This is a genomic window from Campylobacter sp. CNRCH_2016_0050h (genome assembly GCF_025772605.1).
GTDB lineage: Bacteria > Campylobacterota > Campylobacteria > Campylobacterales > Campylobacteraceae > Campylobacter_D > Campylobacter_D lari_D.
Map to the genome: position 1 here is coordinate 1 of NZ_JAKMSK010000009.1, position 20,083 is coordinate 20,083.

A 20,083-nucleotide genomic window follows, 5' to 3' on the forward strand; every position below is an offset into this window, starting at 1 on the left:
AATTTCATTATGTTTTAATATAGATTTTCTAACTTCAATTAAAGGATCTATATCTTTTTTTAAATCATAAATATCCCTCCAAATATAAAAATCCGTATTTAATTTATAATCAATAGCTATAGGCACAACTGGAAAACGAACATCAAAGTTAAAATTATTATCAACCCATATATCCCAATCATCTCCATAATTTGAAATCCAAAAAAGATCTGTCTCTTGAAAAAACCTAAAATCAGCAACTTTGCATCTTCTAAATATATTTGATCCAATAAATACAAAATTTTCTGGTAATCCTGATGTCATTTTTAACATCTCTCCACCTGAATACACACTAATAAATTCTTCTAACAAAAAAGGTGTGGCAAACAACAAATCAAATCTTAAAAAAATATAATAATCATATGTAAAACATTTTTCTTTTTCATATTCTTTTCTTAATTTATAAACTCTTTTTATAGAAGCATCTCTTCCATAAAAAACATCTTTTTTTTCTATAATGTATCTTTTAGGCTTATACAAAGACAATAGTTCTTTTATATCTTCTTTTGTAACACTAACATGATTTAATTTTGCATTAAATAATCTTCTAGAAGGACCCATACCATCAGTTGTATTCAATTCATCCCAAGTATGAAAAAAAATATCAATATTGCTGGCAAAAGTATAATTCGGATGTAAAATATTTTTTACAAAATATTCATAGGTTTTTTTATAAGTTCTAAGATGGCCATAAAAATGAATTGCAATTTTCATTGGCTAATCCTTGTAAATCTTAAATTTATCATACTCTTTCATTTTTTCAAAATTATTAAAGTACTCATAAAATTTAAATAAAATATGACCTAAGGAATATGTTATATTTTCAATATTTAAATCTTGTAATAAATTAAAAAAAATTATTTGAGCTAATGGTTGCCTATTGTATCCAGATTGTGTCTCACAAGGTAATTTACTAAATATAGTCTCCATTACAATGTTATAATCTTGTTTCATATAAAAAGATATTTTTTGCTCAGCAATATCCATATTACCATAAATTAATGCAAGTTTTGTCTGTTCTATAATATATATATAATTTTCTGGATCGTTTTCAAAGGCCTTATTTAAAATTTCATTTTTTATTTCATAAGAAAAATTATAATTATCTTTAATTGTAAAGTATATATATGCAAAAGAAGCTGCTCTATGTAGATTATTAATCTGCATTTTTGAATTAAAAATTATGTCTAGCTGCTCTTCTATTGAAAACAAATCAGTAAATCTTTTAATTTTACAATCTCCTATTAAACAAGCTAGTTTCATATATAATGATGATTTAGAACAAAATACAGATTTCAAATTTGATAATAAACACAAATCAAAAAATATTTTTTCCATTTCACCTTCTATTTTAATACCCTGGAAATCACTAGATAAAACTATAAAATCATTACCATATAAAATATTAATAGAATTTTTTAATTTGGCAATAACCTCTTCATCTGGACCAATTAAAACTATCTTTTTGCCACTTTGATATAATTCAAAAACTAGCTTTTCAACCAACTCCAAGGGAAAAAATCTATCAAATAACATATCATGAAATATTACTTTTCTATAATCATATCTCATGATATTATCTCCATTGCGAATATGAATTCCCACATATTTATCAAAATCATTTGTTTTAAAATACTGAATAATTTTTCTATATTTTTCTGTAAAACAAATTTCTCTCCATAATTTTTTACATCTTTCAAAATAATCATGGACACCAATACACTCATGATTTATTATATCTGCCTTCCAATATCCCAGCATTTCTCCAAAACAACCTTCGGAAATATTTTTTATATCTATAACATTAATTGGCTCTATAAAATCTATCTTCCTATTTGTATAAGAGTATTTTTTCAGAAAATTAAAATTAAAAATATTCTCTTCTTTTTCAACAAAAACATCATATTTATCTTTTTTACTTCTAGGTAACCACCACAATCCAAATTTAAATCCTGTTTTTTCAGCTAAATACATAGCATTTAAAACAGCTATCATTCTAGCACCAAAACCATCTTGTCGGGTAGGAATTATAATACCTTTATACTTTCTTATAAAAATTTGAACTTTTTTTAACTTTAAAGAATTTTTCCCTTGAAGTGAAAATTTTACGTATCTTGCAGATATTCTTTGAGATAAACTAATCTCTATAGAATTTAAATTATTCCACACAAATAAATCTTTTTCAATATATTGCCAATGCTCCTTATCATTAGAAACATAAACTTCTAATGTTTTTATTGCTTCTGGATCTATTGAACTATTATAAACAATAATAGTCTCTATTTTATGTTCTGATTCTAAATCTATCATCCACCATGGATTAAATTCGCAAGCAGTACAACTACTATAAGGTATTTTTTGATTATATACACAAGGATTAACTGCCCTACAAGCATCATTTTCTCTAGACATTTTACATACAGAACTTTGTGTTGCTATTTTTCCTATGGCAATATCTATCAAATCATCTTCTTTCCAAAACATAACTTTAATTTACTCCCTCTAAAGTATTTTTATTCATTTCAATCAATTCTATCTCAATACTTCCTGAAGACAAAGCAGGAAGCATAAATATTATTTTTTCATCACTATTATTTTCGACTAAATAATACCTATCAAAACGCAATTTAACTCCTTTAATAGAAGTGATATAGTAATATGAACAAAATTCATTATTTTTATCAATAGGATTTATTTTTATCAATAAATATTGAGATTTTATCAACAAAGGAATGTCATGTTTAATTTTGCAATGCTCTTTATTCTCTAAAACAATACTTAACTTTTTAGCAACAGTAGAGCAAAGCAAATCCAATGTAGACTTGATTACGCATATATACTGTTGTTCATAGCACATTAAACTAAAATCATTTTCATCTATCATAGAAGCATTTCTTGTTAAAGAAAATATATTAGAAAAAAATACATTTTTTCCAGTTTTACGTGTTCTAAGATTTTTTATAGGAATATATTTTTCATTATTTTCTCCAGCAATTCCACCGAGAATATTTAGTCCATTTTTATCTTTATAAAATTTTAACTCAGAAATTTCTATTTCGTCATCTAATGTAATATGATAATACATTTTATAAGTGTTATTTCCATCTACTATTTTTATATAATCTTTTTCAATACTAAAAATACAATCGCTAGAAAAATTCCAATTTTGAATAAATATTTCACTCTTAATGGAAATTATTTTATCAACGACAAAAAAAATATCTTTTTTAATATCAATATAAATTGCTCTAAAACGACTTACATTTTCATAAGGTTTATCTTGAAATACATAATAACTTTTATCTTTATAAGATAAATTTATCATTAAATAAGTTTCACTATTCCATAAAAATTTTCTAGCTTTCTCTATGAAAACAACATTATGCGATAAAGGACTTTGCAAAAAGGTTCTATAAGGAGTTTTCTGATATCCTCCAAAACCGCCATCTACTAAAACCATTTTATTGTTAAAAAAATAAGTTAAACTCATATGATCATTATGACCATGAATAATTCTAGCTGGACCAAATCTAATAGAATACTGAGATGCATTATTTTCCCAAGAACTTCTTCCAAAAACATATCCTCTCTTATAAATTTGTGTCAAAGGATATGATTTATCTGCTAAGATTTGCTCACAATACCATTTTAAATCATCATTCATTATTTTAAAATTTGGAGCAATATAAGGAGTATCTCCTAGTGGAATATATTTTCCACTAGGAGTTAAGGAATACTTCAAAAAGACACTTGCCTTTTTTATCATCTCTTCTAAATTTAAACTTTGGCACACATTTATAAAATTAAATAAATTTAAAACATATGAAAATCTAGACATATTGTAATGATGATACATTATAGCTTGTTCGTTAGTGACACCTTCTTCGTCAAAAGCGTGGTTAAAATTATCCATTATTCTATATATGATTTTATCCTGAATATTCCATTTTTTAAAAACAAATTCAGTCTTTAACAAAATAATATTTTGATCTAATCCATGGTTCCAGTTTCCATCATAATTTTCATCATTTAATAGATATTCCATATGTTTTTCTATACTTGCAATAAGCCAAAATGGTACTTGCTGTTTATCTATTAAACAATAACAAAGCAATAAAAAATCTAATCTTAAAGCTACAGTGTGTCCTGACCACACTTGTTCATGTTTATTGATGGTTTTATTGTCCCATTCCCACCAATTTTTTATATGCCAAAGAACTATTTCTCGAGATTCTTTTGTTATAATTTTATTATGCAATGGTAAAATTAAAGATCTAGATAATGTATGAAAATGCCACGCTTCCGATGATTTCATAAAAAAAGTCTTGTCCCAATCTTTTTCAGATGTGACCAAAAAATCTGAAATTTTATTACCACTATGACCTTTTAAATATCCTTGTTTCACTTTTGTATATTCTGCATTTAAGACATCAAATTCAATTTCTTGATATAATTCCGGAAAAAAAGATTCTAAAAACGAGTTTTTCATAAATTTTCCTATAAAACTTTTTCCTTCAATTCTTGATATATTTTTACATTATTATATCTATTTTTTACAATATCTATATTTTTTTTTCTTAACGACTCTCTGCTGTTATAATTTAAAACAAATTTTATATAATCTAAAGCACTCTGAACATCTTTAATAATCCATTCTTTTGTATATATTTTTTCTGCTTCTTCCCAATTCCACAGTATAGGAATACATCCAGATATAACACCATCGGCCAATGCATAATGAAATGACTCATGATCACTAGGAGATAGAATAAAATCTATTTTTTGATACCATTCGGGCATATTATTACCATACTCATCAAATACCACTGCATTTTTCAACGCAATATTTTTTTCGATTCGATCATATTGTTTATAGTAATATTCAAGCTCACAAACCCTACCTGGAGCGTGCATCCACTCATATTGCTCAGGTCTCATACCTTTAATATATAATTTAGCCTCTGGATATATTTTTAATATATTTTCTAACAAATCTAAAGCTCTATCTAAACGTTTGCTCTGCGGTGTAATACCCACCATACCAAAATTTAAACCAATTTTTTTATGCAAGTCATTACATATAAAGTCATCCATTAATACATAATTTGGAATAACACATGTTGTATTTTCTTGCCAACCAAAAATATCTGATGCTAACTTTCTAATCCTCTCTGATACAAAAATAATTTTATCAACATTTTCTATGTTTAGCTGGTGACCAAATTTCACAGCCTTTTGTCTCACTTCCTGTGCATGGATGCGAACTATAAGTTTATTGTTTTTTGAGATATTTTTTGAATACCAGACAGCATTAGATAAACCCCATTCGCAAAAAATCACATCTGAATTATGTACACAATATTTACTTCTATCTAAATATTTATTATCCCCCCATTCCCATAGATCCTTATCCACCATAAAACCTATAGACTTTAAATAAGAATAAAAATGATCTATAAATTTATAGTCATGGCTTGCAATTGTAATTTTTTTATTTTTTACATCACTAAGTTTATCTTCAAAAAAATTCTTGCGATTGTCAAATAAATATGGAAAAACCAACGCTTTGTAGTCAATTTCAACTTGGTTTTTATTTTCTATAACACTCTCTAACTCATCAATTTCATTAATAAAATATGGATATTGCTTACCAAAAAGCTTCTTATTGATTATATTAGGATAGCAAATTATAGGTTTTTCCAAAACTAATGATTCTAAAATTTTTGTTGAAATTTCAAGAGTGCTCTGTTCAAAATATTTTGGTCTAAAGCCGTAAAGATAATCTACAGAAGATAATTTTTCTAATGTTTGATTACGATTTAAATTTGGATAATACTCAACAAAATTATAAACTAAGCATTTCTTAATTTTTTCAATAAATTCAGGATAATCGTCAAAATCACTTCTTGCGCTAATTTTACTAGATATGATCAATAATTTTATTTTTTTACCCTTATCGTTTAACTCTTTAACTTTTAAAATTAATTCTAAAACACCCCATTCAGGTTGAATTTTTCCACCATAACCTATAATAATTTCATCTGATTTTTTTATATATTTTTGTTTTACATTTGTATTTTTATCAAAAACAACTGGTGGAAAATAAAAACTCTTATTAAATTTAATATTTGTTTTTTGCTCTACAAATTCTTTCATTTCTTGGGTTTGCCATAACCAAAAATTAACATGACGATTAATATTTTTTAGAAGATCTCCTGCTAACTCTTTTAACTGTATACCATTTTTATTTAATATATAAAAATCAGTTAAGTATGGAACCAATCTGTATTTAAAATTATTATTTTTGGTAAGTTCGTGTGTAACTGCTATACCTCTGGTTATCAAAAGTTGAATATTTGGTGTAACATAATCTATATAATTTAATATTTGAGATATTTCAGATACTGATAATTCTTCTCTTATATTTAAATCTTTTGGCTCTAAAATCAAATAATTATTTTGTATATTAGGCATAAAATTGGAAATAATCAAATTATTTTGTATATTAACCTTAGAAAAAATAATTACATGTGCATCTAAAATAGCTAAATTAAAAATAGAAGATAACCACACCGAAGAACCATCAACAACATTAAGATTTATATCTCCATATAACAAGATAATAGGCTTATCTTGATTTTTTTTAACAAAATCACTTAACTTTTTGTTAGCATAAACTGTTTTATATAAATCTATCGTTTTAGATTCTAAAAGCTTTTGTTTATTAGTTTGATTTTTGTTAAAAAAACTAAACATTTTTTTTATTTTCAAAGCCATCTTAATTATTTTTTGTTGTTTTAATTGATTATATTTAAATTCATAAAAACTAGCTATACGCTTATATTTTAGCCTAGAACCTTTATAGTCTTCTAGCTCTTTAAGGCATTTTTCATATAATCGCTTATATTTTAGCCTAGAACCTTTATAGTCTTCTAGCTCTTTAGATAAAATTTCATTAGATCTTATTTGCTCTTCATATGTTATTTTATAACTATCCAATTCTTTAGATAAAATTTCATTAGATCTTATTTGCTCTTCATATGTTATTTTATAACTATCCAATTCTTTAGAAGAAGTTTCGTACAATCGTTTATATTTCAATCTAGAACCTTTATAGTCTTCTAGCTCTTTAGATAAAATTTCACATCTTTGATTAAGTATTAATTTTTCATCATTATAATAGATATCAGTATTTTTTAATGCTAAAATTGCTACCAAGTTAAGATTGGTATCTTGGATATTAATAATTTTTAATTTGCACCTACTAAATAAATTGGCTAAATTTGTATATGTAATTATCTCTTCCTTGGTACAAAAACAGACTGTAGCTAAATCTAAATTGAATATTTCTTTAAAATTAATCATATTAGCAATATCAACCAATACTATTGTTTTATCTTCTACATCTTGTAAATTACTACTATAAGGTAGAACAAACTCCTCTGAAATTTTACAATATATCTCAATATTGTTATCTTCAATCAAATTAACTACTTTATTAAAACCACTATCTTTAAAGTAATTTAAAATATCAACAATTCTCATAATAATCAACCTTTTCTATGAAAAACCATAAAACTATTTTTATTTGATAAGATATTATACGGAACCACATTTTTTAAAAAAAACCCAAAAGGTTCTAATACTTTACTATATCTTTTTTTATTGCGGTATTTTATATATTTAATTTTTTCACCAATTGTTTTTTCACTATCAACCGCATCTATATAATCAGAAATAATAATTATAGAATTATTTTTAGCGTGATATGCTAAATTTTTTACAGATTTTTCCCATAAATTATCTTCGACTATATGAAACATTACATCTATGCATACAACCACATCAAAAGCCTTATTTAGAACAAAATTATCAAGATCATCTTGTTTAAAAAAAATTTCCGGATAATTTTCTTTACAAAAACTAATTGCATTCACACTACTATCTATTCCACTTACAATATGTCCTGAAGAAAAAAGTCCATTGGAAAAAAAACCCTTTCCACACCCTGCATCTAAAACTTCTAATGATTTTTTTCCAATATAATATTTATTAATCAATTTTAAAATCATTGATAATCTATGAATATAAAATTCAAAATTTTCGTAATTACTTATTCCTTTATCTCCTCCTGAATACAGACCTAATTTTCCATGCCTTTGATTCCAAAAATCGATAAGATTATTTTTCATTATAAATTACCACAAAAATTTAAAATATTTTTCCCATAAGAAATATCATTTTGGACTTGCATAAATTCTCTATGCTTCACTAATATTGCAACAACATCTGCTTCATTTAATGCCTCTTCTAAAGAAACTAATTTTATATTTACTTTATCTTGTAATTTTAGCGGAAGTTGTTTTATGTTTGGCTCTACAACTAATATTTGATTAGCATCATCATTTGCAAGTTTAATAACTATATCCAAAGCTGGAGATTCTCTTAAATCATCAATATCTGGTTTAAATGCTAAACCCAAACAAGCAATTTTGGGCTGTGATAAATTTTTTACCTTTTCTTTGATTTTTTGTATGACAAAATTTGGCTTATCGCTATTAACCTCCCTAGCTGTTTTTATCATTTTAGCTTCATTTGGATTTTGATGTACTATAAACCACGGATCTACTGCGATACAATGTCCACCAACTCCACAACCAGGTTGTAAGATATTTACTCTAGGATGACGGTTGGCAAGTTTTATAAGCTCCCATACATTTATATCTAATTTGTCACATAAAATAGATAATTCATTAGCAAAAGCTATATTCACATCTCTAAAAGAATTTTCTGTAAGTTTTGCCATTTCTGCTGTCCTAGCATTTGTTTTAATGCATTCGCCTTGAACAAAAATTTTATATAGATTTATTGCTTGTTCTGTGCATTGCTGTGTCATACCTCCTATAATTCTATCATTTTCAACAAGTTCTCTTATAACTTGTCCAGGTAAAACTCTTTCTGGACAATGAGCTATTTTAATATCAGATTCTTCACCGATTTGATGAGGAAAAGTCAAATCAGGCCTTTCATCTGCGAGCCATTTGGCCATTTGTTCCGTTGCTCCAACTGGGGATGTTGACTCTAAAATCACTAAATTTCCCTTCTTTAGGACTTTTGCTACTGATTTTGATGCTGCCTTAATGTAATCCAAATTGGGCTCATGATCTTCCCCTTTAAAAGGAGTTGGTACTGCAATGATAAAAGCATCTGCTTCATCTGGCAATGTTGCTGCTTTAAGATAACCATCTCTCACAACAGCATGCACCAAAATATCTAATTCAGGCTCTATAATATGAATTTTTCCTTGATTTATAGTATCTACTACTTGTTGATTTATATCTACACCTAAAACTTTAACTTTTCTACTAGCAAAAACAGCAGCTGTAGGAAGCCCTATATATCCAAGACCTATTACACAGACTTTGTTAAAATTATTAATCACAACAATCTCCTTTTTTTATTAATACCTCTATAATTTTCTCACAAGCGTTACCACTACCATAAGGGTTACTTGCTTTACTCATTTTTTTATATTCATCTTCATCATCAATCAACTCTTGAGCTGCTTTAATGATACCGTTTTTACAAGTACCCACCAACTTCACTGTTCCAGCTTCTATAGCCTCTGGTCTTTCCGTTGTTTCACGCATTACTAATATAGGTTTTCCAAGACTAGGAGCTTCTTCCTGCACACCGCCAGAATCCGTAATAATAAAATAGCAATTTGACATAAGATACACAAACTCTTCATATTTAAGAGGATTTACTAGATAAATATTAGAAATATTTACAAGAAGTGCTTTTACTGGCTTTTGTACATTAGGATTTAAATGAACAGGATAGACTATGTCAATATTTGGATTATTAATTGCTATAGTTTTTAATGCCTCACAAATTTGTAAAAAACCTTCACCAAAATTTTCTCTACGATGTCCTGTAACTAAAATAAATTTTCTGCTGTTATTTATTTTATATTTATTTTCAATAGAAGATAAAATTTTTGTCTCAAATGCTGTATCATTTTTTATTTTTTCTATCATATAAAACAATGCATCAATAACTGTATTACCAGTTACGAAAATATTCTTTTTATCTTTTCCTTCTTTTATAAGATTTTCAGCACTTTTAGTTGTTGGAGCAAAGTGAATACCTGATAAAATACCAACAATTTGTCTATTTGCTTCTTCTGGCCAAGGATTGTAAAGATTATAAGTCCTTAACCCTGCTTCAATGTGTGCTACTTTTATTTTTTGATAAAAAGCTGCCAATGCTGTAGCACTTGCAGTAGTAGTATCTCCATGCACTAAAACAACATCTGGTTTGAAATCATTCAATACATTTTTCATACCACAAAGAATTTTAAAAGTAACATCATACAGATCTTGATTTTCACTCATGATATTTAAATCATAATCTGGCTTAATATTAAAAACATCTAGAATTTGATCCAACATTTGTCTATGTTGTGCAGTTACACAAATTTTAAAATCTACATCATTTCTATTTTCCATTATTTTAACTAATGGAGCCATTTTTATAGCCTCTGGTCTTGTTCCAAAAACAACTAAAACCTTTCTCATTTAAGCCAAATCCTTTTTTTATATTTTTTTAATATATCACAAAGTTTCACACATTACCTATCGCATAAAGTTGTATAATACCTACTATTTTTTCATCTTGAGTGACAACTATTTCTTTTATTTTATGTTTTAACATAAGCTCTTCTGCTTCACTTGCCATAGCACTTGCTTCTATAGTTTTAGGTTTTTCACTCATGATTTCTTTAGCTTTAAAATCAAATCTTGGCTTACCGTTTGCCCTTAAAGCTCTTCTTAAGTCCCCATCTGTGATGATTCCAACTAGCTTTTCATTTTCAAGTACTATACAAAGTCCTAACTTACCACTAGTCATCACATCAACTAATTCATTAAATTCACTCTCAGGATTTACTATAGGTAGATTATTTGACACCATCAAATCACCCACCCTAGTTAAAAGCTTTCTACCCAAGCTTCCCCCTGGGTGAAATAAAGCAAAATCATCAGGTCTAAAATTCCTTGCTCTCATCAAAGCTACTGCTATAGCATCACCCATAGCTAAAGTGGCCGTAGTAGAAGAAGTTGGAGCAAGCTGAAGCGGGCAAGCTTCTTTTTTTACTGCTATATTTATAAAAATATCTACTTGTTTAGCTAGGGTAGAGTTTTGATTTCCCGTCATGACAATTAAAGGAATTTTTCTTTTTTTAATCGCTGGTATGAGTTTTAAAACCTCTTCAGTTTCTCCTGAATTTGAAATAGCCAAAAGTACATCCTCGCTTGTAAGCATACCAAGATCTCCATGCAAAGCTTCACCCGGATGCATAAAAAAGCTCGGGGTACCTGTGCTAGCTAAGGTTGCAGCTATCTTAGCCCCTATATGGCCTGATTTACCCATACCACTTATTACACATCTACCTTTGATAGATAAAATCAACTCAACCGCTTTATTAAAATCTTCATCTAAGTTATCACATAAATCTAAAATCGTTTTTGATTCTATCTCAAAAACTTCTTTGGCTATTTTAATCGCATCTATTTGGTTCATCTGAATTCCTATATATTTAACACTACATTAGTTGCAATAGCTATTTGATATAAAATTTGTGTTAGCATGCTAAAAATTTGGAGATTTTGACTATCTACTTTTGGTAAAACTAAAATAGAATCTCCCGCTTTGATATCTACTGAACTTCTACTGCTGTATTTAGTTGCTTTACCATTAGCATTGATTACCAAAACTCTTGATATATCAGCCCTATCGCTAAAACCACCCGCTAGGTTAATATAATATCTTAATTTTTCTTTATCCATATATACAAATGCACCTGGTATAGAAACTTCACCTTGAACCAAAACAAGATTATTTTTACTAGGTACATTTATCACATCACCTTCTTCTAATACTATAGAATTATACGCTTTGACATTGTCTATAACGATTTGTCCTTTTGGTTGAGCTTGTTTTGCACGCGCAATAAATTCTAAAATTGTTTTAGCTTGAGTAGCTCTAATGCTAGCTTGCTCAGCATTAACCGAAGAACTTGTTAGAGCTAATGTTTCAAGTTCTTTAAGTTGAGCTTCGATAAGTTGTTTTTGGGTAGCTGCTACACTTTTTCTAAAAACTTGCAAAGCATTAATGTTTGATTGATCATTAACTATAATCATTTTAGCAAGTTCAGCTAAAGTTGTGCCTTTTTTTATCACCACCGAGTGCAAACCACTATGCTCACCTTCTATACTAATACTAATATTTTGCGCAGTATAATCAGGTCTAAATTCTATCTCATCGCCATTGTATAATTTCACACCTAAAAACTGCTTTTTGCTGTAAGCATCCACATGTAATTTATGATCATCTCTATAGCTTTTTACCACAGCATTAGTTACTATAGGTTTAGCTCCTGCGACTTTGGCTATATCTTCTAAATTTAAAATATCATTACTTAACTCAAATCTAAAAGGCTTTTGCACATCTCCTTCAACAAAAACATACTTTTGCACACTACTCACTAAAATCACATCACCCATTCTAAAAGGAAAAAGATCAAGCTGACCCTTAAGTAAAAAATCATACAAGTCTACTTTTTTAATAACTTTATTATCTCTTAAAATTTGAATATCTCTAAAACTACCATATTCTAAATTAATTCCACTTGCTTTATCTAAATACTGTATAATAGAATCTGAACTTAATCCTTGATAAAGGCCTGGTTGATTCACATTTCCTGTAACAAAAACTGATACATTTTGATAAATATCCATATCTGCATATACATAGACATTGCTTTTATAAATTTTATTAATAGCTTTTGTAATAACTTGCACCAAAGCACTATTTTTCACACCCAAAAGATTAATAGCACCTACTTTTGGTATGAAAATATTTCCTTGAGAATCTACTGTTAAGGTTTGTATAAACTCTACTGCACCCCAAATTTTTACATTAATCCTATCGCCTACTGCTAGTTTATAATCAGGATTATAAACATGTTGAGTAAATTTAGTAAAGTTTCCATTAAACAAATGCGCACCAAAAACTTTAGCATTTATAATTACTGTTTTATTTAAATCACTTTGTAAAAATTCTTTATCTTGAATTTGCTTTATACTATCTGCTTGTGTTTTTGCAATTTGAGAAACATCTACCGCTGAAAATAAAAACAAAGGTAAAAGTAAAAGTAAAAATATCTTTCTCATTAGTATCTATGCTCCTCTATAATCATTTTAATAAATTTAACAATTCCATAAATCAAAGATAAAATCATAAAAGCTGTGAGTATATTATACAAAGCTTCTGGGTATTTAGCACTTTGAGGTAAACTTGGACTTTGCACTATAACCACCTGCTTTATCTTTCTTAAAGCTTCTATCCTAGCACTCTCATAAGCTTTTAATGCAGCTGTATAAGCACTTTCTGCAAAACCTGCTTCTATGGTTAGATCTTGAAATTTAGCTGCAAGATCGTTGAGTTTTTGAGAGGATTTTGGGGATGAAACTTTGGATTTTTCTTTTTGAAGTTGTTTTTTTAAAGCTGTGATTTCACTTTTTATAGTAACAATTTGTGGTGCATTATCATTTATATAACTTTGCATCATTAAAAGCTCAGCTTCTTTGGCTGCTATTTTTGATTCAAGTTCAGCTATGAGTTTTAGAGTACTTTCTGCTTGTTTGAGCGGATCAAATACTCCATATTTATTTTGAAAAGCCAAAAGCTCATCTTTAGCCTTTTGATATCTTTTTTTAAATTGCAAAAGCTCTTCTTCAGCAAATCGCATTTGATCTCTTGCGGCTTTATGTGAAATTTCATTGATAAATTTTTCACTTTCTTTAACTATAGTTGAAGCTATCAAATGTGCACTTTTTGGGTCAAAACCTTCAACTTCTACACGCAAAAGCCCATTAGCTGAGTTTTCTTGAGTAATTTTAACACGGTTTTGATAATACTTTAAAAACTCTTCCTGATTAGCTGATGAGGAAACACTATAAAAAAAATCAAGTTTTTGTTTTTGATATAACTCACGAATTTGAACTTTTTCTTCTAAGATATTTAACATATCTAAAGAATGAATATAAGATTTTAAATAATTAATATCCTCGCTTGAAAAAGAATTATTAGTCAAAAATACGGCAATTCCAGTAATAGCTCCGCTATCCCCTGTGGTTGATTTCACACTTAAAACACTTTCGCTCACATAGCGATTTGCTGCTATAAAAATATAATAAAATACAACAAATGCTGTCAAAATCAATACTATTTTAAAAGAATTAAATATTTCTAAATTTTTAAGTTTTTTTAATAACTCATTTTGCATTTATTTTTCCTTGATACACCGCTATACCCTCATCTACATCATCATATATAGTAGCTTGTCCATCTTGCATGAATATAATTTTATCACACCATTGTTTAATTTCAGCTACATTATGCGAAACCATGATAACTTTTGACCTACTTAATTTTTCTTTATAGATTTTAGAACTTTTTTCTCTAAATTTAGGATCTCCCACAGCACCTGCCTCGTCAATTAAATAATAATCAAAATCAAAAGCCATACTTAAGCCAAAAGATATTCTAGCACTCATACCTGCTGAATAAGTATTCATAGGCTCATCGAAAAATTTTCCAAGCTCAGCAAAATCTTCCACAAATTTAATCTTTTTTTCTAAAGCCTTTCCCTTGTAACCATATACTCTAGCCACAAAGCGTGCATTATCTCTTGCTGAAAGTCTGTGTTGAAATGCGCCTGCCAAACCTAGAGGCCAAGATAATTTTTTATTAGTGATAATCTTACCTCTATCAGGAAGCAAGGAGCCACTTAAAAGTTTCATTAAAGTAGATTTTCCAGCACCATTGCGTCCCATTAAACCTATACTGCAATTTTCAGGAAATTCAAAACTTAAGTTTTTAAAAACATAATGCCTTCCACCATTGCGTAAAGGAAAAGATTTTGTTAAATTAACTAATTTTATCATCGTACCGCTATCAACTTTTCTCTAGTAAAATAATAAAAAAATAATCCCAAAAACAAAATCACACTTAAACATGCAATAGGATAATAGTAATTATAATCATCAAGTAATGGATAATTTTGAAAAAAATTATATTTTAAAAGTTCCATAATATGTAAAAGTGGATTGTAATATAAAATGTCTAAAATAGGTTTTGGAACTATCCATATAGGAAATACTACCAAAGTCGTCCAATATAAAATAGCATTTAAATAATTTAAAGCCATTTTTAAAGGCTCTGCAAAATGTCCTGCTATAGCAAAACACATTCCCATAGCAAAACCAAATACTACAAGCAAAAAGAATGAAAACATCACTTCTAAAAAATGCTTAGGTATAACTTGCATATGTAAAAACCAACCTGCTAAAAACATTACACAAATAAAAATAGTAAAATAAATACAAAACTCAAGCAATGCTCTTGCAATAAAAACATGTATGGGACGAATAGGTTTATAAGCAAAAAGAGCTAAATTTGCACCTATGCCATTTAAAAGCTGATTAATAATGCTTCTAAACATAAAAAAAGGTATAATTCCTACTGCTAAAAACAAAAAGATAGAAACACCTTCGGGCATGATTTGATGATGAAATTCTCTAATAGCTGTTATAATGGAAGTGATTACCAAAACCACCATCATAGGCTCTCCAATCACCCAAAAATAGCCCAAATATTTATTAATACCAAATCTTGTCTTTAACTCTCTAAAAAAAAGAGCATGTATGACATTAAACATATTTTTAGCAAACCTTTTTAAATTTTCAAAATTTTTATATTATACTTTTTTATCTTATATAATATTTAACAAGGTTTAAAAATGAAAAGAAATTTTTTTGAGGAATTAGAAAAAATTTTATATCACAAAGATATTTTTAAAAAGATTGAATTATTTAATGAATTTTATGAAAATTTTAAATCTAATTTGTATGATTTTAATCATTCTCACGACACAATCATTTGTGAAAACTCACAAGTTAAAATCCTTCATCCTATGAAAATAAGGCGTCCAAAAGAGGCAAATAGTACTTCATCTTTAGCTAAAATATTACATTCAGTTGCACATATAGAATATAGTGCTATAAATTTGGCTTTAGATGCTAGTTATAGATTTAAAAATTTGCCATTGAAATTTTATCAAGATTGGCTTGAGGTAACTGATGAGGAAATTAAGCATTTTTTACTTTTAGAAAAAACTTTAAATGAACTTGGTTTTAAATATGGAGATTTCTATGCCCATGATAATCTTGAAAAAGCCTTATTTTTAACCAAAGATAATCTTGCTCACAGAATGGGCATAGTACATAGAGGACTTGAAGCAAAAGGACTTGATGCCAATCCTTTTGTCTTAGAAAAATTAAACACAACTAATCATCCTATAAAAAGTTTATTTGGTGAAATTTTTACCATTATATTAAATGATGAGATTAAACATGTAAATAAAGGAGATTTTTGGTGGAATTATGCAAAAAATGAAAATGATGATTACCTTGATCTTTGCGCCAAATATAAAGAATTTAATCTTTTAGGAAAAGTATATAACAAAACAGCTAGAATACAAGCAGGATTTAGTGAAAATGAACTTCAAAAATTAGATGATTTTTATAATAGAAAATGAAGATGGTGGTTAGAGGCAGAATCGAACTGCCGACACGCAGATTTTCAGTCTGCTGCTCTACCGACTGAGCTATCCAACCACTGAATTGAAGTTGTAATTATACAATAGTTTTTTTAAAAAAAGTTGAAATTTGCATAAAAATGCAAATCATTCAGCAAAAGCTCCAAATTTAAAGATTTTTTGCATTCTTAATGCAGCTAATTCACGTTTATCGTATTGTTCTAACTCTTCTATAGCTTTTAAGACATAATCACTTAAATTTTTAATCGCGTTTTCTTTATCTCTATGAGCTCCACTCATTGGCTCTTCGATAACATCATCTATTAAACCTTGAGTTTTTAAATCATCAGCAGTTACTTTCATGGCTTTAGTTGCAGCTTCACTTTTTGATGGATCATTCCATAAAATAGCAGCACAACCCTCAGGTGAAATCACAGAAAAAACTGAATTTTTCATCATAGCAAGTTTATCAGCTACTCCTATAGCCAAAGCACCACCACTTCCACCTTCGCCTATAACTACTGCTATAGTGATTGTTTTAAGGGCGCTTAACTCATATAAATTTCTAGCTATAGCCTCACTTTGACCACGCTCTTCAGCACCCACTCCTGGGTAAGCACCTGGAGTATCCACTAAAAACAATACCGGTATGTCAAATTTTTCAGCCATTTTTGCCACTCTTAGAGCTTTTCTATAACCTTCAGGATGAGGCATACCAAAATTTCTATGAAGCTTATCTTTAGTACCTCTACCTTTTTGTTCACCTATAACAATAATTTTTTTCCCACCTATATAACCTGCATAACACACAATAGCAGGATCATCTCTAAAAGCACGATCGCCATGAATTTCATAAGCGTCACTTAGTATAGCTTGAATATAATCAAGCGCATAAGGACGATCAGGATGTCTTGCAAGCTGTAAGCGTTGGTAATCGCTTAAATTTTTATAAACTTTTTGAGTTTCTTTTTCAAGATTTTTTTCTAAAATTTTTACTGCTTCATCATCGCCTTTGATTTTAGCATTTGCTAAATCCTCATCAATTTGCTGAATATTTTTTTCAAAATCTAAATAAGAAGCCATATTAATCTACTTTTTTGAAGATCACACAACCATTTGTTCCACCAAAACCAAAAGAATTACTCATTACAACATTAACTTCGCTTTTTCTTGCAGTATTTGGTATATAGTCAAGATCACAATTTTCATCTGCTACAATTTGATTGATAGTTGGTGGTAATACACCTTGATCAAGTGCCATTAAAGAAATAACAGCTTCAATAGCACCAGCAGCACCCAAACAATGGCCTGTTTGACCTTTTGTAGAACTAACTAAAGGAATTTGATCTTTGAAAAGCTCTTTAATAGCTGCTGTTTCATTTTTATCATTTACTGGAGTAGAAGTTCCGTGCGCATTAATATAATCTACTTTTGGATTTCCTGCCATTTTTAAGGCTTTTTTCATAGCACGCAATGGCCCTTCTAAAGTAGGTGAAGTGATATGATGTGAGTCCGCACTTTCGCCAAAACCTACCAACTCAGCATAAATTTTAGCTCCACGCTTTTTAGCAGCCTCATACTCTTCAAACACTAAAGCACCAGCACCTTCACCCATTACAAAACCATCTCTTTCTTTATCAAATGGTCTTGAAGCCTTAGCTGGATCATCATTTCTAGTAGAAAGAGCTTTCATAGCAGCAAAGCCACCTATACCCACAGCACAAATGGCTGCTTCAGCACCTACTACAAGCATTTTATCTGCATTGTCTAAAGCTATGCTTTTATAAGCTTCGCCTATAGCATGAGTTCCTGCTGCACAAGCAGTTACGCATGAGATATTTGGTCCTTGTAATCCATGCTCGATTGAAATAATCCCACCAAGCATATTAACTAAAGCAGATGGTATGAAAAAAGGAGTAATTTTACGTGGTCCACGCTGTGCGCAAGTAACGGAATTTTTTTCTATATTTGGTAAACCACCTATACCAGCTGCTGAAACTACACCAAATTCTTCTTTATTTAAAGTTTCATCAAATTTAGCATCTTCCATAGCTTCTTTTGCTGCTTTAATACCAAGTTGTATAAAACGATCTATTTTTTTAACCTCTTTAGCATCACAGACACTTAAAGGATCAAAATTTTTTACTTCAGCAGCAATTTGCACTGGAAAATCAGTGGTATCAAAAAGAGTGATTTTATCAACGCCACTTTTGCCATCACAAATTGCTTTAAATGAGCTATCTTTGTCTAAGCCAAGAGCATTGATCATTCCTATACCTGTTACTACAACGCGTTTCAAACCGCACTCCTTATTAAAAATTAAAATTATTTTTGAAGATTTTCTATATAATTAACAACATCTTCAATTTTTACTAGTTTTTCAGCATCACTGTCTGGAATTTCCACATCAAATTTTTCTTCTAAAGCCATAACTAATTCAACAACATCCAAAGAGTCAGCACCTAAATCTTCAATGATTTTAGATTCCATTTTAACTGCATCTTCATCAACACTAAGTTGCTCAACAACTACTTTTTTTACATCATCAAAAATTGCCATTTTTATCTCCTAGTTTAAAAAATTAAAACGCATTTTACAATAAAAAAATAAATTTCTTGTTTAAAAAGTTAAAAATTAAAGATTATTACGAAAAATTTAATTATCTGTGTTTAAATAAAAGCTTAAATTTTAGCAAAGGAAATTTATGCTTTTGGATAAACTTATAAAAGAAAATAAAAAAACTTGGGAGCAATACATCTATCATGAATTTGTAAAAAAACTTCAAAATGGTACTTTAGAAAAAGATACATTTTTGTTTTATCTTAAACAAGATTATATTTTTTTAAATAATTATGCAAAATGCTATGCTTTGCTTGCTTTAAATGCAAATAACGCTAAAGAAATTCAATTTGCCATTAAAAATCAAAACTACACTTTAGAAGGAGAATTGGAACTTCACAGAAGTATTTTAAAACTAGGCATTGATGTAGAAAAACTTGACTATAAAGATGAAAGTTTAACTAATATTGCTTATACAAGATACTTACTAAGTGTGGGACAAAATGGAGATTATTTGGATATGCTGTGTGCTTTGAGTGCTTGTGCTATAGGTTATGCATATATAGGGGAAGAAATTTATAAAGGACTTAATGAAAAAAGCTTAGAAAATCATCCTTACAAAGAGTGGATTTTAACCTATGCAGGTAAAGAATTTCAAGATGAAATTAAAGAATTTAAAGACTTTTTTAATTCTTATGCAAATAGCATTAGTGAAGAAAAATTTAAAAAATTAAACGAAATTTTTTATACTACTATAAGACTTGAAACGGCCTTTTGGCAACACTCTTTAGAGCAAAAAATGGAAATTTAATCATCATAAAG

16 protein-coding genes, 1 tRNA gene and 1 pseudogene are annotated in these 20,083 nt (G+C 28.5%); 2 read left to right on the forward strand and 16 right to left on the reverse strand.

From position 1 onward, the window contains the following. The 12 genes and pseudogenes from L8X28_RS05485 to L8X28_RS05540 form a co-directional block, all read right to left on the reverse strand. Positions 1 to 753: pseudogene (locus tag L8X28_RS05485) on the reverse strand (hypothetical protein); the annotation flags it as partial. Positions 754 to 756: 3 nt separating this feature from the next. Then, the gene (locus tag L8X28_RS05490; RefSeq protein WP_263665751.1) at positions 757 to 2,502 is read right to left on the reverse strand and encodes a discoidin domain-containing protein; all 1,746 of its coding nucleotides are present in this window, start codon (positions 2,500 to 2,502) and stop codon (positions 757 to 759) included. Positions 2,503 to 2,527: 25 nt separating this feature from the next. Then, positions 2,528 to 4,528 carry a heparinase II/III family protein gene (locus L8X28_RS05495; protein ID WP_263665752.1) on the reverse strand — a complete coding sequence of 667 codons (2,001 nt, stop codon included), beginning with the start codon at positions 4,526 to 4,528 and terminating at the stop codon, positions 2,528 to 2,530. Positions 4,529 to 4,536: 8 nt separating this feature from the next. Continuing rightward, complete coding sequence (locus tag L8X28_RS05500) at positions 4,537 to 7,584, reverse strand: glycosyltransferase (RefSeq protein WP_263665753.1); 3,048 nt, start codon at positions 7,582 to 7,584, stop codon at positions 4,537 to 4,539. A gap of 5 nt (positions 7,585 to 7,589) precedes the next feature. Further along, positions 7,590 to 8,231 (reverse strand): class I SAM-dependent methyltransferase, encoded by a 642-nt coding sequence (locus L8X28_RS05505; RefSeq protein ID WP_263665754.1) that lies wholly within the window; start codon positions 8,229 to 8,231, stop codon positions 7,590 to 7,592. Beyond that, positions 8,231 to 9,478 (reverse strand): UDP-N-acetyl-D-mannosamine dehydrogenase, encoded by a 1,248-nt coding sequence (gene wecC / locus L8X28_RS05510; protein WP_263665802.1) that lies wholly within the window; start codon positions 9,476 to 9,478, stop codon positions 8,231 to 8,233. The genes L8X28_RS05505 and wecC overlap by 1 nt, the downstream gene beginning before the upstream one ends. After that, a complete protein-coding gene (gene wecB, locus L8X28_RS05515; protein ID WP_263665755.1) occupies positions 9,474 to 10,619 on the reverse strand; it encodes a non-hydrolyzing UDP-N-acetylglucosamine 2-epimerase in 1,146 nt (381 codons plus the stop codon). Before wecB ends, wecC begins: the two co-directional genes overlap by 5 nt. Before the next feature lie 46 nt (positions 10,620 to 10,665). Continuing rightward, a complete protein-coding gene (locus L8X28_RS05520; RefSeq protein ID WP_412175528.1) occupies positions 10,666 to 11,622 on the reverse strand; it encodes a KpsF/GutQ family sugar-phosphate isomerase in 957 nt (318 codons plus the stop codon). Between the two features lie 8 nt (positions 11,623 to 11,630). Continuing rightward, a complete protein-coding gene (locus L8X28_RS05525; protein ID WP_263665756.1) occupies positions 11,631 to 13,274 on the reverse strand; it encodes a polysaccharide biosynthesis/export family protein in 1,644 nt (547 codons plus the stop codon). Continuing rightward, the gene (locus L8X28_RS05530) at positions 13,274 to 14,389 is read right to left on the reverse strand and encodes a capsule biosynthesis protein (RefSeq protein ID WP_263665757.1); all 1,116 of its coding nucleotides are present in this window, start codon (positions 14,387 to 14,389) and stop codon (positions 13,274 to 13,276) included. Before L8X28_RS05530 ends, L8X28_RS05525 begins: the two co-directional genes overlap by 1 nt. Continuing rightward, positions 14,379 to 15,050, reverse strand: a complete 672-nt coding sequence (locus L8X28_RS05535) for an ABC transporter ATP-binding protein (protein ID WP_263665758.1) — start codon at positions 15,048 to 15,050, stop codon at positions 14,379 to 14,381. Before L8X28_RS05535 ends, L8X28_RS05530 begins: the two co-directional genes overlap by 11 nt. Next, complete coding sequence (locus L8X28_RS05540) at positions 15,047 to 15,823, reverse strand: ABC transporter permease (protein ID WP_263665759.1); 777 nt, start codon at positions 15,821 to 15,823, stop codon at positions 15,047 to 15,049. Before L8X28_RS05540 ends, L8X28_RS05535 begins: the two co-directional genes overlap by 4 nt. Before the next feature lie 81 nt (positions 15,824 to 15,904). Here L8X28_RS05540 and L8X28_RS05545 point away from each other — a divergent pair, with 81 nt between their 5' ends. Further along, entirely contained in the window at positions 15,905 to 16,702 is a 798-nt protein-coding gene (locus L8X28_RS05545; protein ID WP_263665760.1) for a ferritin-like domain-containing protein, read from the forward strand. Between the two features lie 3 nt (positions 16,703 to 16,705). On the opposite strand, the gene L8X28_RS05550 is transcribed toward L8X28_RS05545, so the two are convergent. The 4 genes from L8X28_RS05550 to acpP all read right to left on the reverse strand — a co-directional run bounded on the left by L8X28_RS05550 (position 16,706) and on the right by acpP (position 19,261). Further along, a tRNA-Phe gene (locus L8X28_RS05550) sits at positions 16,706 to 16,781 on the reverse strand. 68 nt (positions 16,782 to 16,849) lie between these two features. Continuing rightward, the gene (locus L8X28_RS05555; protein ID WP_173787871.1) at positions 16,850 to 17,785 is read right to left on the reverse strand and encodes an acetyl-CoA carboxylase carboxyltransferase subunit alpha; all 936 of its coding nucleotides are present in this window, start codon (positions 17,783 to 17,785) and stop codon (positions 16,850 to 16,852) included. Between the two features lies 1 nt (position 17,786). Further along, a complete protein-coding gene (locus L8X28_RS05560) occupies positions 17,787 to 19,001 on the reverse strand; it encodes a beta-ketoacyl-ACP synthase II (RefSeq protein WP_263665761.1) in 1,215 nt (404 codons plus the stop codon). 26 nt (positions 19,002 to 19,027) lie between these two features. Continuing rightward, the gene (acpP, locus tag L8X28_RS05565; protein ID WP_039617517.1) at positions 19,028 to 19,261 is read right to left on the reverse strand and encodes an acyl carrier protein; all 234 of its coding nucleotides are present in this window, start codon (positions 19,259 to 19,261) and stop codon (positions 19,028 to 19,030) included. A 145-nt stretch (positions 19,262 to 19,406) separates the two neighbouring features. On the opposite strand from acpP, the gene tenA reads away from it, so the two are divergent. Next, the gene (gene tenA, locus L8X28_RS05570; RefSeq protein ID WP_263665762.1) at positions 19,407 to 20,072 is read left to right on the forward strand and encodes a thiaminase II; all 666 of its coding nucleotides are present in this window, start codon (positions 19,407 to 19,409) and stop codon (positions 20,070 to 20,072) included. Positions 20,073 to 20,083 lie beyond the last annotated feature (11 nt).